This is a genomic window from Micromonospora sp. NPDC007220, from assembly GCF_040634035.1.
Lineage (GTDB): Bacteria > Actinomycetota > Actinomycetes > Mycobacteriales > Micromonosporaceae > Micromonospora > Micromonospora reichwaldensis.
Genome location: NZ_JBEYEU010000023.1, coordinates 16,580 through 29,674 on the forward strand (window position 1 = coordinate 16,580; position 13,095 = coordinate 29,674).

Below are 13,095 nucleotides of genomic sequence, written 5' to 3' on the forward strand. Positions count from 1 at the left end.
GTGCCGTCACGATCAACCGGTTCCGACACGAGGAGCACGACGATCAGTAGGAAACCACAGCCAGAGGGCGGCCAGGCACCCGTCGTGCAGCGGGTCCGGATCCGGTACGCCAAGCGCGGCCCGCTGCGCTTCACCTCGCACCGGGACTTTGCCCGGGCGTTCGAGCGGGCGCTGCGCCGGGCGGGCGTGCCGATCGCCTTCTCCCAGGGCTTCACCCCGCACCCCAAGATCTCGTACGCCAGCGCGGCCCCGACGGGCGTGGCGAGCGAGGCGGAATACCTGGAGATCGGCCTCCGCGAGCAGGTCGACCCGGCGGAGCTGCGCGCCGCGCTGGACGCGGCCCTCTCGCCCGGTCTCGACGTGCTCGACGCCGTCGTGGCCGCTGGCGGGAGTCTTGCCGACCGGATCGAGGCGTCGCACTGGCGCATCGAGCTGCCCGAGGTCGACCCAGCCGTCCTGCAACGGGCGGTTTCCGCCTTCACGGCCGCCGAGGAAGTGCTGGTCGAGCGGATGACCAAGCAGGGCCGGCGCACCTTCGACGCCCGGGCAGCGGTGATCCGCATCGATGTGATCGCGTCGCCGGAGACGCCTTCCGGGGCGCCGGCCGTACCGTGTGCGATACTCGAACTGGTCGTGCGGCAGGTCACCCCCTCCGTGCGGCCCGATGACGTCCTTTCCGGCCTCCGCGTGGTGGCCGACCTGGAGCCGCCGGTCTCGCCGAGGGTGATCCGGCTGGCACAGGGCACGCTGACCGCGCAGGATGCGATCGCGGATCCGTTGGAAGCGGACCGCGACGGGGCAACCATCGGTGAACGCTGACCGTCGGTCGACGTTCAGGTAGGCAGACTTCGGCGGTCGCGCACCGTGCGCGCCCGGCGGAAACACTTTTGCGGCGACCCTGCGTGGCAGCGCTCACCCGCGCCCGGGGCAGCCAGAACTGGAGAACGTCCATGCTCGAGAACGAGCCCGAGGGCGGCGAACGGACCGGTTCACAGCCGGCCGACGAGACCGCTGACAGCAGCACCGTCGAGAACACCGCCGGGGCGGAGAACGCCGCCGGCACCGCCGACGCCGACGCTGGCGGGGCCGAGCAGGCCCCGGCCGCGCCGGTCCGAAGGCGTACGACCCGGCGGCGGGCCACGCCGCTGAACCAGCCGGAGCAGACCGAAGTGCCGGTCGAGGCGTCGACGGCGCCCGTGCCGGGCAGCGGCGAGGCGCTCCAGGCCGAGGTGTTCGCCCCCGTCTCCGGCGACCTCGACGCCGCCCCGAAGGCGACGCGCCGCCGCCGCAAGGCCACCACCGCGAAGGCCGCCGAGGAGGCCACCGCGCCGCCCGCCGAGGCCGCCGGGCCGGCCCCCGAGGTCGCCGCGCCGCCCGCCGCGGAGGCTCCGGCCGAGGCGGACCAGGCGCCCGCCGAGCCGGCTGCGCCGCCGGCCAAGGCGACGCGTACCCGTCGGAAGAAGGCGGCCCCCGCCGCGGCCGAGCCGGCCGCGGAGACCCCGAGCGACGCCCTCGGGGCCGACCGGACCGGCGCCGCGCCCACTGAGCAGCCGCCGGCCGCCGCCGGCATCGAGCCGGAGGCCGGCACCGGGTTCGGCGCCGCCGCCCCGCCCGCCGCGGTCAGCGGTGCGGAGAGCCGTTCCGGCGAGGTCCCGCCCGGCGTGGCGGTCACCCCGCCCGCCGAGGAGGAGCCGACCGAGGCCGTCGAGCCCGAGCCGGCCGTCGAGCCGGAGCCGGTCGTCGAGCCCGAGCCGGTTGTCGAGCCCGAGCCGCGCACCCGCCGCCGGCGGGCCGCGCTCTCCGCGCCCACCGTGCTGTTCATGGCCCCGCAGCCGGAGGACGTCCCGGTCGCCCGGGTCGTGGCTCCCGCTCCGGAGCCGGAGCCGGAGGAGCCCGCCGCCGAGGAGCCGGCCGAGCCGGCGCGCCGCCGCCGGCGTGGCCGCCGCGACGTCGAGGCGGTCGAGGTCGTCGAGCCCGAGGAGCCGACCGAGGAGGCCGAGGAAGCCGCCGAGGACGAAGACGAGGACGAGGACGAGAGCGCCGCGGCCCGCCGCCGGCGCCGCCGTGGCCGCCGTGGACGCGGCCGGGGCAAGGGCGGCGCGGAGGACGCCGAGGACGAGGAGTCCGAGGAGGCCGCGCAGGCCGAGGCGGAGGAGTCCGAGGGCGACGAGGACGAGGAGGGTGAGGGCGGTGACGGGCTGACCCGCCGCCGTCGTCGTCGCCGCCGTCGGGGCGCCGGTGACGTCGAGGCGGGCGCCGACGACGGCGTGCCGACCGTCGTCAAGATCCGCGAGCCGCGCAAGACCGTCGACGAGGTGCAGGGCGTCTCCGGCTCCACCCGGCTGGAGGCCAAGCGGCAGCGCCGCCGCGACGGCCGCGAGCAGCGCCGGACCCGGCCGCCGATCCTCAGCGAGTCGGAGTTCCTGGCCCGCCGGGAGGCCGTCGACCGGGTGATGGCGGTACGCCAGCGCGGCGACCGGACCCAGATCGCCGTCCTGGAGGACGGGGTGCTCGTCGAGCACTACGTCACCCGCAACTCCTCCGGCACCATGGCCGGCAACGTCTACCTGGGCAAGGTGCAGAACGTCCTGCCCAGCATGGAGGCGGCGTTCGTCGACATCGGGCGCGGCCGCAACGCCGTCCTCTACGCCGGCGAGGTCAACTGGGACACCACCGGCCTGGAGGGGCGGGCCCGCTCCATCGAGCAGGCGCTGCGCTCCGGCGACTCGGTGCTGGTGCAGGTCACCAAGGACCCGATCGGCCACAAGGGCGCCCGGCTGACCAGCCACATCGCGCTCTCCGGCCGGCACCTGGTCTACGTGCCCCACGGCAACGCCTCCGGCATCAGCCGCAAGCTGCCCGACACCGAGCGCAAGCGGCTGCGGGACGTGCTGAAGAAGCTGGTGCCGGACGGCGCGGGCGTGATCGTCCGGACCGCCGCCGAGGGCGCCAGCGAGGACGAGCTGGCGCGCGACGTCAAGCGGCTCCAGGCGCAGTGGGAGGACATCCAGGCCAAGGCGGCCGAGGGCGGCGCCCCGGTGCTGCTCTACGAGGAGCCGGACCTGGTCATCCGGGTCGTTCGGGACCTGTTCAACGAGGACTTCCGCGAGCTGGTGATCGAGGGCGAGCAGTCGTACGACATCGTCGAGTCGTACCTGTCGCACGTCTCGCCGGACCTGGTCGCCCGGCTGCGCCGGCACGTCGGCACCACGGACGTCTTCGCCGAGTACCGGATCGACGAGCAGATCATCAAGGGGCTGGACCGCAAGGTCTTCCTCCCCTCGGGCGGCTCGCTGGTGATCGACCGGACCGAGGCGATGACGGTCATCGACGTCAACACCGGCAAGTACACCGGCTCCGGGGGCAACCTGGAGGAGACGGTCACCCGGAACAACCTGGAGGCGGCCGAGGAGATCGTCCGCCAGCTCCGGTTGCGCGACCTCGGCGGCATCGTGGTGATCGACTTCATCGACATGGTGCTGGAGTCCAACCGTGAGCTGGTGCTGCGCCGGCTGACCGAGTGCCTGGGCCGGGACCGGACCAAGCACCAGGTCACCGAGATCACCTCGCTCGGGCTGGTGCAGATGACCCGCAAGCGGATCGGCGCGGGCCTGCTGGAGGCGTTCAGCGAGACCTGCGAGTGCTGCAAGGGCCGGGGCCTGATCATGCACACCGAGCCGGTGCCGGAGAAGCCGCGTTCCGGCGGTGGCGGTGCGGGGGAGAAGGTCAAGGCGGTCGCCTCGGCCGTGGCCGCCCCGGCGGCGGCGGAGCAGGGCGCCGGCACCTCCCGGCGGCGGGCGCGCAAGAGCGCGCCGGCCGAGCGCACCGTGGCCGAGGTCACCGAGACCGACGCCGACGCCGCCCCGAACGCCGAGTACCACGACACCATGGGCTACGACCTGTCCCGCTACGAGGCGGACACGGCCGCCGCCGGAGAGGTCGCCGACAGCCAGACGGGCGAGTCGGCGCGGCTGGCCGCCCCGGACGACCCGGACGCGCTCTCCGACGCCGACGGCGACGAGTCGGAGGGGGGCTCCGGCCGGCGCCGGTCCCGCCGCAGCGGCGCGCGGCGGCGTACCCGGCCGTGACCGGCTGACCGACCCGACGTGTGACAGGGCCCCTTCCCGGTGATGTCCGGCGGGAGGGGCCCTGTCGTATGGTCGATCCCCGGCCACGATCGGCCGCCTGCGGTCAGGAGAAGAACGATGCGCCGTATGCTCGCCGTCACCGCGCTCACCGCCGTCCTGCTCTCCGGCACCGGGTGCGCGGCCGAGCGCCCGGAGCGGGCCGGCCCACCCGGCGGCGCACCTAGCGGTGGCGTCACGCCGGGCGGTTCCGTCGGCGGCGGGGCGCCGGGGGCCGGCAGCGGGGCGGCCGGCGGCAACGCGCCCGAGGTGTGTGCCGCGGCACAGCGGGCCGGCGAGACGGCCGTACGGACGTACGTCGAGGAGCTCGGCAAGATGGTCGCGGCGGTCGGGTCGGACGACGCCGCGGCGGCCCGGACCGCCCGGGACCGCATCTCCACCGCGCTGACCGACTGGCGCAGCACGCTGCGGCGCGAGTCGACCCGGGCCGAGGACGCCCAGCTCAAGACCCTCCTCGCGGACATGGCGGCGGAGGTCGGCACGCTGGGCACCGACGTCGACTCGATCGACGAGACCGGGCTCGACCGGCTCCGGCAGCGCCTCGACCAGCTCTGCGCCCGCTGACCGGCGGGGCCCGGTTTGGGTGTGGGCCCTCCGATGGCGTACGCTGGCCGGCGGTGCACTTTGGTGTACCGAGTTCTCGCGTGCCCGCGCCGCCGTGCCTCTGCTACCCGGCGAGCCGCCGCGGGAACACCCGCCAGCAGCCTCAACGACAGGGAGTCCGCCTCCGATGTACGCGATCGTCAAGACCGGCGGCAAGCAGTACAAGGTCGCCGAGGGCGACGTGATCGAGGTCGAGAAGCTCGTCGGTGCCCCCGGCGACGCGGTGAAGCTCACCGCGGTGCTCCTCGTCGACGGTGACGACCTGGTGACCGACGCGGCGAAGCTTGCCAAGGTCGCGGTGTCCGGCGAGATCGCCGCGCACACCAAGGGCCCGAAGATCCGGATCCACAAGTTCAAGAACAAGACCGGCTACCACAAGCGCCAGGGTCACCGCCAGCCGTTGACCCAGGTCAAGGTGACCGGCATCTCCAGCGGGAAGTAGGTCGTCCTCAGATGGCTCACAAAAAGGGTGCGTCCAGCTCGCGCAACGGCCGTGACTCCGCGGCGCAGCGGCTCGGCGTGAAGCGCTTCGGTGGTCAGGTCGTCAGCGCGGGTGAGATCCTCATCCGTCAGCGTGGCACCAAGTTCCACCCCGGTGACCTGGTCGGCCGCGGCGGAGACGACACGCTCTTCGCGCTGGCCGCCGGTTCGGTCCAGTTCGGCACCAAGCGCGGTCGCAAGACCGTCAGCATCGTGCCGCAGCAGTAGTTCGAAGGCGTTGCGGGCCGCGGACCTCGTGTCCCGGCCCGCTTCGCTTTTTTCGTGCGGGGCGTGACCCTCGCTGGAAGGATTGACGCCCGTGGCGACGTTCGTTGACCGGGTCGTCCTGCACCTGCAGGCCGGCGATGGTGGGCACGGTTGTGTCTCGATCCACCGGGAGAAGTTCAAGCCGTTCGGCGGCCCCGACGGCGGCAACGGCGGGCACGGCGGCAGCGTGTCCCTGGTGGTCGACCCGCAGGTGACGACGCTGCTGGACTTCCACTTCCGCCCGCACGTGAAGGCCGAGAACGGCAAGGGTGGCGCCGGGTCGAACCGGGACGGCGCGAACGGCCGCAACCTTGTGCTCAAGGTGCCGAACGGCACCGTGGTGCAGGCCCCCGACGGCACGGTCCTGGCCGACATGGTCGGCACCGGCACGACCTTCGAGGTGGCCCGGGGCGGGCGCGGCGGCCGGGGCAACGCGTCGCTGGCCAACGCCCGGCGCAAGGCCCCCGGCTTCGCCGAGCTGGGCGAGCCCGGCGAGCAGCTCGACGCGGTGCTGGAGCTCAAGAGCGTCGCCGACGTCGGGCTGGTGGGCTTCCCGTCGGCCGGCAAGTCGTCGCTGATCTCGGTGATCTCCGCCGCCAAGCCGAAGATCGCCGACTACCCCTTCACCACCCTGGTGCCCAACCTGGGCGTGGTCCGGCTGGACAACCACACCTTCACCGTCGCCGACGTGCCCGGCCTGATCCCCGGGGCGGCCGCCGGCAAGGGCCTCGGCCTGGAGTTCCTGCGGCACATCGAGCGCTGCGCGGTGCTGGTGCACGTCATCGACACCGCCACCCTGGAGCCCGGCCGGGACCCGGTCGCTGACATCGACACCATTGAGGCCGAGCTGACCGAGTACGGGGGCCTGGCCGACCGTCCCCGGCTGGTGGCGCTCAACAAGGTCGACGTGCCCGACGGCCGGGACCTCGCCGAGATCGTCCGCCCCGACCTGGAGGAGCGCGGTTTCCGGGTGTTCGAGGTCTCCGCGGCGACCCGGGAGGGGCTCAAGGAGCTCATGTACGCCATGGCGGAGCTGGTGGAGCAGGGACGCAAGGCCGCGCCGCCGGCCGAGGCGACCCGGATCGTGATCCGCCCCCGGGCGGTCGACGACGCCGGCTTCACCATCGAGGCCGCGCCGGACGGCGCCTGGGTCGTGCACGGTGTCCGTCCCGAGCGGTGGGTGCGGCAGACGAACTTCGACAACGACGAGGCCGTCGGCTACCTGGCCGACCGGCTGGCCCGCCTGGGTGTCGAGGAGAAGCTGGGCAAGGCCGGCGCGGAACCGGGCGACCTGGTCCGGATCGGCGAGCGGGAGTTCGACTGGCAGCCGACCCTCTACGCCGGGGCCGACTTCATCCCCGGCAACCGGGGCACCGACGTCCGGCTGGAGGAGAAGTCCACCCGGGCGTCCGCCGCGGAGCGGCTGGCGGCCCGCAAGGCCCGCCGGCAGCGCCCGGAGGACGACGTCGAGGGCACCGACGCCGACGTCTCCGACGACGTCGCCCCGGCGGACGGCTTCGGCGACGCCGGGCCGGTCCGGGAGGCTGACCCGTCCGACGGGCCCGGTGCCTCCCAGGGGCCCGGCCCGTCCCGCATCGCGGCGGCGGGCGACGCCGAACAGTCCGCCCAGGCGGGCGACGCCGAACAGTCCGCCCAGGCGGGCGACGCCGAATAGCCCGCCCAGGCGGGCGACGCCGAATAGCCCGCCCAGGCGGGCGACGCCGAATGGCTCGTCGCGCTCCGTGCGTGGGTCGACTGCCGGAAACCTGCCCGAAATCCCCGCCGCCTAGCGTGGCCTGATGCTGATCGAGTCGCGCCCCGCCACCGATGCGGAGATCGACGCCCTGGTCACCGCCCAGCAGCGCGAGCTGCGGGCGGCCGACGGCGGGCTGGACGGCCAGGCGACCGTCACCCACGACGACATCCGCTACCTGGTGGTGGTCGCCGACGGGCGGGCGGTCGCCTGCGGCGGGATCCAGGCGCTCGACGCCGGCACCGGCGAGGTGAAGCGGATGTACGTCCGCCCGGCCCACCGGGGGCGGGGCATCGCCCGGCAGTTGCTGACCGCGCTGGAGGAGTTGGCCTTCCAGCAGGGGTACGCGGTGCTCCGCCTGGAGACCGGCACGTACCTGCCGGCCGCGATCGGGCTCTACACCTCCAGCGGGTACGAGCCGATCCCGGTCTACGGCGAGTACGTCGGCAACCCGTACAGCGTGTGCTTCGCCAAGCGGCTGCGCGTGCCGGCCTGACGGGGCCGGGCGGTCAGTCGCCGGTGTGCGCGTGTACGGCGGTGACCGGCTTCGACTCCGGCGACGCGTGCTGACGCAGGAAGATGCTCAGCACGATCAGCGTGCCGACGGCGAGGAACTCGCTCTGCCAGTTCTGCATCGACTGGAACCAGAAGTCGCTCGTGCCGAGGAACTCCCACACGCCGATCGGCGGCGCGTCGCTCTGCAGCGCCTGCTGCTGGTTGTAGTCGGCGGTCCCGCCGAGCAGGTGGCCGACGAACGAGCCGGCGAAGATCAGCAGCAGCGCGATGGAGAGGCTGTTGCGGTAGACCACCAGGGGCAGCCCGCCGGCGCGTACGGGCCAGGGGGAGTCCGGGGTGGCCCGCCGCTCGTCGTCCTCGGGCCGGTCGGTCTGCCCCACCGGCTTCGACTCCGCCGACCCGCGCTGCACCAGGTAGGCGGTGAGCAGGACGTAGCCGCCCATCTGGAGGAACTCCGACTCCCAGTTCTCGAAGACCGACTCCATGAAGTGCCCGGTGCCCAGGTACGCCGGCCAGCTGGTCGGCGCGGCCCCGAACTCGGCCAGCTCCTGGTTGTACGTCTGCCAACCGAACACGCTCTGCAACACCAGGAAGACGAGAAAAGCGCCGAACATCGCCACGGTCAGCGCGTTGTCACGCAACCACCTCGGCATGACGCCCTCCTCGTCGACGGCCTCCGACCTCCGTGCCCGGAGGGCGCGGCGGGCAAACGCCGCCACGCGGCGCGGGTCAGGGGCGGTCGAAGGGGTCGTCGGCCCGGGTGCCCGTGCCCACCTGGTTGGAGAGCAGCAGCCCGAAGGCGAGCATGCCGAAGCCGAGGACCAGGTGCAGCCAGTTGTCGGCGTCGTTGACCGGGATGAAGTTCGCCGCGCTCTCCCGGTCGATCGCGAAGCCGTACAGCCACAGGCCGAGGTAGAGGGCGCCGCCGCCGGCGAGGAAGACCCGGGCCCCGGCGACGCTGCGGGCCAGCAGCAGACCGGCCAGTCCGAAGCCCAGGTGCAGCGCGTTGTGCAGGATCGACACCTGGAACAGGCCGAGCAGCCGGGCCTCGGAGTGGTGGCCGGCGAACGTCATGTCGGCGTAGTTGATGGTGATGCCGGGGATGAACCCGAGCACTCCGATCAGGGTGAAGACCCCGGCCGCGGCCACGGCGGCGAGCTGCACCTTCGGCTTCGGGCCCGCCGGGCCGCCGCGTGCATGTCGTGCCATCGATTCACCTCCGTGGACCTGCGGAACGCCCTGCCCGCGGCGCCGGCGGCGGGGGAGCGTCGGACACTGTGCGTGACAAGGACGACACGCGATCCGCCGATCCTCCATTTTGTAGCGGCCCGGCGGCGGCCCGCAGGGAAAGTCACGAAGGAGGTATGGAACCGGCAACGCAGGGTAGGTCAAGAGGTGCGACGGCAGTAACGGCCGACGCATCCCCCCAGCACACACCCGCGGAGACTTTCCGAGCGGAAGGGAAATCATGACCTACGATCTGTCACCCACGACTTCCACGTACGGGCAGGAGTCGAGCAACGGCAGCGGCGTCCGCGAGCAGGCCCGTCAGGTCGGCTCGGAGGCCAAGCACGCCGGTGGCGCCGTCGCCGGGACGGCCAAGGAGCAGGGCCGGGAGGTCGTCGGCGAGGCGAAGCTCCAGGCGCGCAACCTCTATGGCGAGGCCCGCAGCCAGCTCGCCAGCCAGGCCGGCGACCAGCAGCGGCGTGCCGCCGGCGGGCTCCGTTCGCTGGCCGACGAGATGCGCTCGATGGCCGAGCAGGGCGGCCAGGCCGGCCCGGTGAGCGAGATCGCCCGCCAGGCCGCCGACCGGGTGCACGGCGTGGCCGGCTGGCTGGAGCAGCGCGAGCCCGGCGACCTCATCGCCGAGGTGCGCGACTACGCGCGTCGCAACCCGGGCACCTTCCTGGTCGGCGCCGCCGTGCTGGGTGTGCTCGCCGGCCGGCTGACCAAGAACATCTCGGCCGCCGGCGACGGCCAGGGTGGCAACGGCTACCCCGCGTACGGCTCGGGCGCCGGCTACGACCCGGAGCGGACCGCGGTCATCCCGACCCCGCCGGCCCCGCGTGCGGTGCCGGACGCCGTACCGCCGGGCGGCTACCTCGACCCGACCCCGGGCGCGTACGCCGACCCGCAGACCACCACCAGCTACGCCGACCCCGCCGGTGGCGTCGGCCAGCCGCTGCCGCCGGTGAGCCAGACCGACCCGCTGCCGGGCGTGCCGTCGACCGGGACCACCCGTCCGTGAGCCCAGGAATCACCCGAAGGGAGGCGGCGGCATGAGCATGCCGACGCAGGGGGCGGGGCTGGACTCCGGCTACCACCCCCACGACGCGGACGAGGTCAGGGGCAGCTCGATCGGTGAGCTGATGCGCCAGGTCACCAGCGACCTGTCGACCCTGATGCGGCAGGAGGTCGAGCTGGCCAAGGCCGAGATCCGCCAGGAGGGCAAGAAGGCGGGCAAGACCGCCGGCTTCTTCGGCGGCGCCGGCTTCGGCGGCTACATGGTGGCCCTCTTCCTGTCGCTGGCCCTCTGGGCCGGGCTGTCCAACGTGATGGACGCCGGCTGGGCGGCCCTGATCGTGGCCGTCATCTGGGGCGCGATCGCCGCGGTCCTCTACACCAAGGCCAAGAAGAGCGCCGAGCACATCCGCGGCCTCAAGCAGACCAACGACAGCGTGCAGCGGATCCCCGACGCGCTCAAGCCCCACCCGCAGGAGGTCGCCCGATGAGCACCGACCCGGACCAGATCCGCCGGGAGATCGAAGCCACCCGGAACAACCTGAGTTCCGACGTGGACGCGCTGGCGTACAAGGTCAGCCCCGCCCGCATCGTCGACGACCGCAAGCAGCGGGCCCGCAACGCACTGCAGAATGTGAGGGACAAGGTGATGGGAAGCGCTTCCGACCTGGGTCACAGCACCAAGCACGGCGCCCACGCGGTGGGCGACCATGCCTCCTCGGCAGCATCGACCGTGAGTGACAAGGCCCACTCGGCCGCCTCGACGGTCAGCGACAAGGCACACTCGGCGGCCTCGACGGTCAGCGACGCCGCGCAGCGGGCGCCGCACGTGATCCGGCAGAAGTCCGAGGGCAACCCGCTGGCCGCCGGCCTGATCGCCTTCGGCGTCGGCTGGCTCGCCTCCTCGCTGATCCCGTCGACCCGCCGCGAGCAGCAGGTGGCGTCGCAGGTCAAGGAGAAGGCCGGCGAGCACGCCGGGGTGGTGAAGGAGAAGCTGGGCGAGGTCGCCAACGAGCTGAAGGAGGAGCTGCGCGAGCCGGCGCAGCACGCCACCCAGTCGGTGCGCTCCACCGCCCAGGACGCGGTGCACGCCGTCAAGGACGACACCCGTTCGGCCGCGCACGACGTGAAGGACCAGGCGCAGCACTCCCGCGAACAGGTGCGGTACTGACCAGCCCGATCACCGTACGCCGCAGCTCGCGGCCACTCCCGGAGCACCGTCCGGGCAGTGGCCGCGAGCTGTCGTGTGCGTCCCGGGCGGGTGACGGTGCGGGAAGTCAGCGCAGGTGGCGGCGGAGGGTGCGTTCGAAGTGGGCGGCGCGACGCACCCGGCCGCCCGCGTATCGGACCCCGCCGAGGAGCAGGCGCCGGCCGACGGCGAGCCAGCCGCACACGCCGCGCTCCAGCAACCAGAGCGGGGCCGCCAGGGCGGTGGCCGGCGGGAAGACCGCAGCGCCCCCGCCCCGGCGCCGGCCCGCCTCGGCGAGCGCCACCGTGGTCACGGCCGCCCCGAACAGCAGCCTCGGCCGCCGGGTCGCGACCGCCGCGGCCAGCGCCGGCAGGACCGCGAGCGAGGTGACCAGGCGGGCCGGCTGGGCCAGGTCGTCGTACGCCTGGCGGACCCGTTGGCCCAGGAAGTGGGCGGTGTCCGGCGGCAGCCGGCGTACGTGCAGCCAGGCGGGTGCCGCCTCGGTCCCCCCGTACGCGCGCACGGTGCGGATCAGCTCCAGGTTCTCGAAGAGCACGTCCGGGTCGTACCCGCCCATGGCGAGGAAGGTGCTCCGGCGTACCGCCAGGGTGCCGGGGTAGTCGGCGCCGAGCGCCCGGTTGAGCAGGGTGCGCCCCGTGTCCCACCACGCGTGCCAGGGCAGCGGGTCGAAGTAGTTCTGCGGCCGGACCAGGTCCACCCGGTCGAGCAGCCGGTGCACGGCGAGCAGCCCCGCCTCGTCGTACCGGACGTCGTCGTCGGCGATCACCACGTGCTCGTGCCGGGCCGCGCCGACGCCGGTGAGCACCCCGGTCACCTTGCCGTTGACGCCGCGCAGGGCGGGATCCGGCCGCAGGTGCCGGACCAGGCCGCGCCAGGCCTCCGCGTGCCGGGCGAACACCTCCGGCGGCGACCCGTCGACCACGGTCACGTCGACCCGGGCGCTCAGCCGCCGCAGGTAGGCGGTCAGTTCGGCCAGCCCGGCGTCGTCGGTCCAGCGCAGCGGCAGCACGTACGCCAGGGGAAGCCGACGCTCGCCGGCGCTCCCGGCCGTCGGCGCGCCGGTGCCGCGGCCGTCGCCGCCGGGAGCGGCACCGGCCGGGCGGGCCGGGGCGCTCACGCCTGCTCCGGGCGGCGGTAGACGGAGACGTGCTCGCGGCTGTGGTCGGTGAACGGCCGGCCGCTCCAGTCCTCCCACCGGTGCTCGCGGCGCAGCCCGGCCAGTTGGGCCATCAGGTCAAGCTCCGCCGGCCAGGCGTAGCGGTGGTTGGCGGGCAGCAGGCGCACCCCGTCGTTGCCGATCCGGACCTTCGTGGTGGTCATCCGCTGCTCGGCGGGGTGCAGCAGGGCCGCCTCCAGCAGCACCACGTCCTCCGCCACCCGCACCGGCCGCAGCGCGCCGCCGGCGCGGAAGGCGCCCGGGTCGGGCACCCACGCCTCGACGACGAACCGGCCGCCGGGGCGCAGGTGGGCGGCGGCGTTGCGGAAGCAGGCCACCTGGGCGGCCTGGTCCGGCAGCGCGAAGATCGTGTTGAACGCGAGCACCACCAGGGCGAACTCGCCGGGCACCCGGGTCTCGGCGAAGTCGCCGACGGCCACCTCGACCGCGTCCCCGCCGGGCTTGGCGCGCAGCCCGGCGGCCATCTCCGGGGAGCCCTCGACACCGGCGACGGTCAGTCCCCGGGCGGCCAGCGGCAGGGCGAGCCGGCCGGTGCCGATGCCGAACTCGCACACCGGGCCGCCGTCGGCGAGCGCGGCGAGCCGCTCCACCGCCGCGTCCGGTGCCAGGTGCGCGTACGTCTCGTCGTAGACGTCCGCGGCGTGCCGGCCGTACTCGCTGGCGTCGAAGGACACGGTGCCTCCCGGTGGCGGTGGGTGCCCGC

General features: G+C 74.0%; 13 protein-coding genes and 1 pseudogene. 10 read left to right on the forward strand and 4 right to left on the reverse strand.

Annotation, left to right across the window (positions count from 1 at the left end):
- Positions 1 to 84 precede the first annotated feature (84 nt).
- The 7 genes and pseudogenes from ABZ573_RS26745 (at position 85) to ABZ573_RS26775 (ending at position 7,744) form a co-directional block, all read left to right on the forward strand.
- Positions 85 to 819: a TIGR03936 family radical SAM-associated protein gene (locus tag ABZ573_RS26745; RefSeq protein ID WP_311413759.1), complete on the forward strand. Its 735-nt coding sequence runs from the start codon at positions 85 to 87 to the stop codon at positions 817 to 819.
- 131 nt (positions 820 to 950) lie between these two features.
- On the forward strand, positions 951 to 4,088 hold the full coding sequence (locus tag ABZ573_RS26750; protein ID WP_358121761.1) for an Rne/Rng family ribonuclease: 3,138 nt from the start codon (positions 951 to 953) through the stop codon (positions 4,086 to 4,088).
- A 117-nt stretch (positions 4,089 to 4,205) separates the two neighbouring features.
- Positions 4,206 to 4,709, forward strand: a complete 504-nt coding sequence (locus tag ABZ573_RS26755; protein WP_358121763.1) for a hypothetical protein — start codon at positions 4,206 to 4,208, stop codon at positions 4,707 to 4,709.
- Positions 4,710 to 4,875: 166 nt separating this feature from the next.
- The gene (gene rplU, locus ABZ573_RS26760; protein ID WP_088975625.1) at positions 4,876 to 5,190 is read left to right on the forward strand and encodes a 50S ribosomal protein L21; all 315 of its coding nucleotides are present in this window, start codon (positions 4,876 to 4,878) and stop codon (positions 5,188 to 5,190) included.
- Positions 5,191 to 5,201: 11 nt separating this feature from the next.
- Entirely contained in the window at positions 5,202 to 5,456 is a 255-nt protein-coding gene (gene rpmA, locus ABZ573_RS26765; RefSeq protein ID WP_013288010.1) for a 50S ribosomal protein L27, read from the forward strand.
- Positions 5,457 to 5,547: 91 nt separating this feature from the next.
- Positions 5,548 to 6,966, forward strand: a pseudogene (gene obgE / locus ABZ573_RS26770) (GTPase ObgE); the annotation flags it as partial.
- A gap of 328 nt (positions 6,967 to 7,294) precedes the next feature.
- Positions 7,295 to 7,744 carry a GNAT family N-acetyltransferase gene (locus ABZ573_RS26775; protein ID WP_132240444.1) on the forward strand — a complete coding sequence of 150 codons (450 nt, stop codon included), beginning with the start codon at positions 7,295 to 7,297 and terminating at the stop codon, positions 7,742 to 7,744.
- Positions 7,745 to 7,757: 13 nt separating this feature from the next.
- Here the strand turns inward: ABZ573_RS26775 and ABZ573_RS26780 are convergent, their stop codons facing one another.
- Positions 7,758 to 8,417, reverse strand: coding sequence for a DUF6766 family protein (locus ABZ573_RS26780; RefSeq protein WP_327029338.1), 660 nt, complete (start codon positions 8,415 to 8,417; stop codon positions 7,758 to 7,760).
- A 76-nt stretch (positions 8,418 to 8,493) separates the two neighbouring features.
- Complete coding sequence (locus ABZ573_RS26785; protein WP_151456422.1) at positions 8,494 to 8,973, reverse strand: DUF4383 domain-containing protein; 480 nt, start codon at positions 8,971 to 8,973, stop codon at positions 8,494 to 8,496.
- A 259-nt stretch (positions 8,974 to 9,232) separates the two neighbouring features.
- On the opposite strand from ABZ573_RS26785, the gene ABZ573_RS26790 reads away from it, so the two are divergent.
- The 3 genes from ABZ573_RS26790 to ABZ573_RS26800 are packed head-to-tail and all read left to right on the forward strand — an operon-like array spanning position 9,233 to position 11,176.
- Positions 9,233 to 10,012 (forward strand): hypothetical protein, encoded by a 780-nt coding sequence (locus ABZ573_RS26790; protein WP_327029337.1) that lies wholly within the window; start codon positions 9,233 to 9,235, stop codon positions 10,010 to 10,012.
- A gap of 31 nt (positions 10,013 to 10,043) precedes the next feature.
- Positions 10,044 to 10,496: a phage holin family protein gene (locus ABZ573_RS26795; RefSeq protein WP_151456424.1), complete on the forward strand. Its 453-nt coding sequence runs from the start codon at positions 10,044 to 10,046 to the stop codon at positions 10,494 to 10,496.
- Positions 10,493 to 11,176 carry a DUF3618 domain-containing protein gene (locus ABZ573_RS26800; protein ID WP_151456425.1) on the forward strand — a complete coding sequence of 228 codons (684 nt, stop codon included), beginning with the start codon at positions 10,493 to 10,495 and terminating at the stop codon, positions 11,174 to 11,176. Before ABZ573_RS26795 ends, ABZ573_RS26800 begins: the two co-directional genes overlap by 4 nt.
- Positions 11,177 to 11,282: 106 nt before the next feature.
- Here ABZ573_RS26800 and ABZ573_RS26805 read toward each other — a convergent pair whose 3' ends face one another.
- Positions 11,283 to 12,332, reverse strand: a complete 1,050-nt coding sequence (locus tag ABZ573_RS26805; protein ID WP_358121767.1) for a glycosyltransferase — start codon at positions 12,330 to 12,332, stop codon at positions 11,283 to 11,285.
- The gene (locus ABZ573_RS26810) at positions 12,329 to 13,066 is read right to left on the reverse strand and encodes a class I SAM-dependent methyltransferase (protein WP_358121769.1); all 738 of its coding nucleotides are present in this window, start codon (positions 13,064 to 13,066) and stop codon (positions 12,329 to 12,331) included. Before ABZ573_RS26810 ends, ABZ573_RS26805 begins: the two co-directional genes overlap by 4 nt.
- Between the last annotated feature and the right edge of the window lie 29 nt (positions 13,067 to 13,095).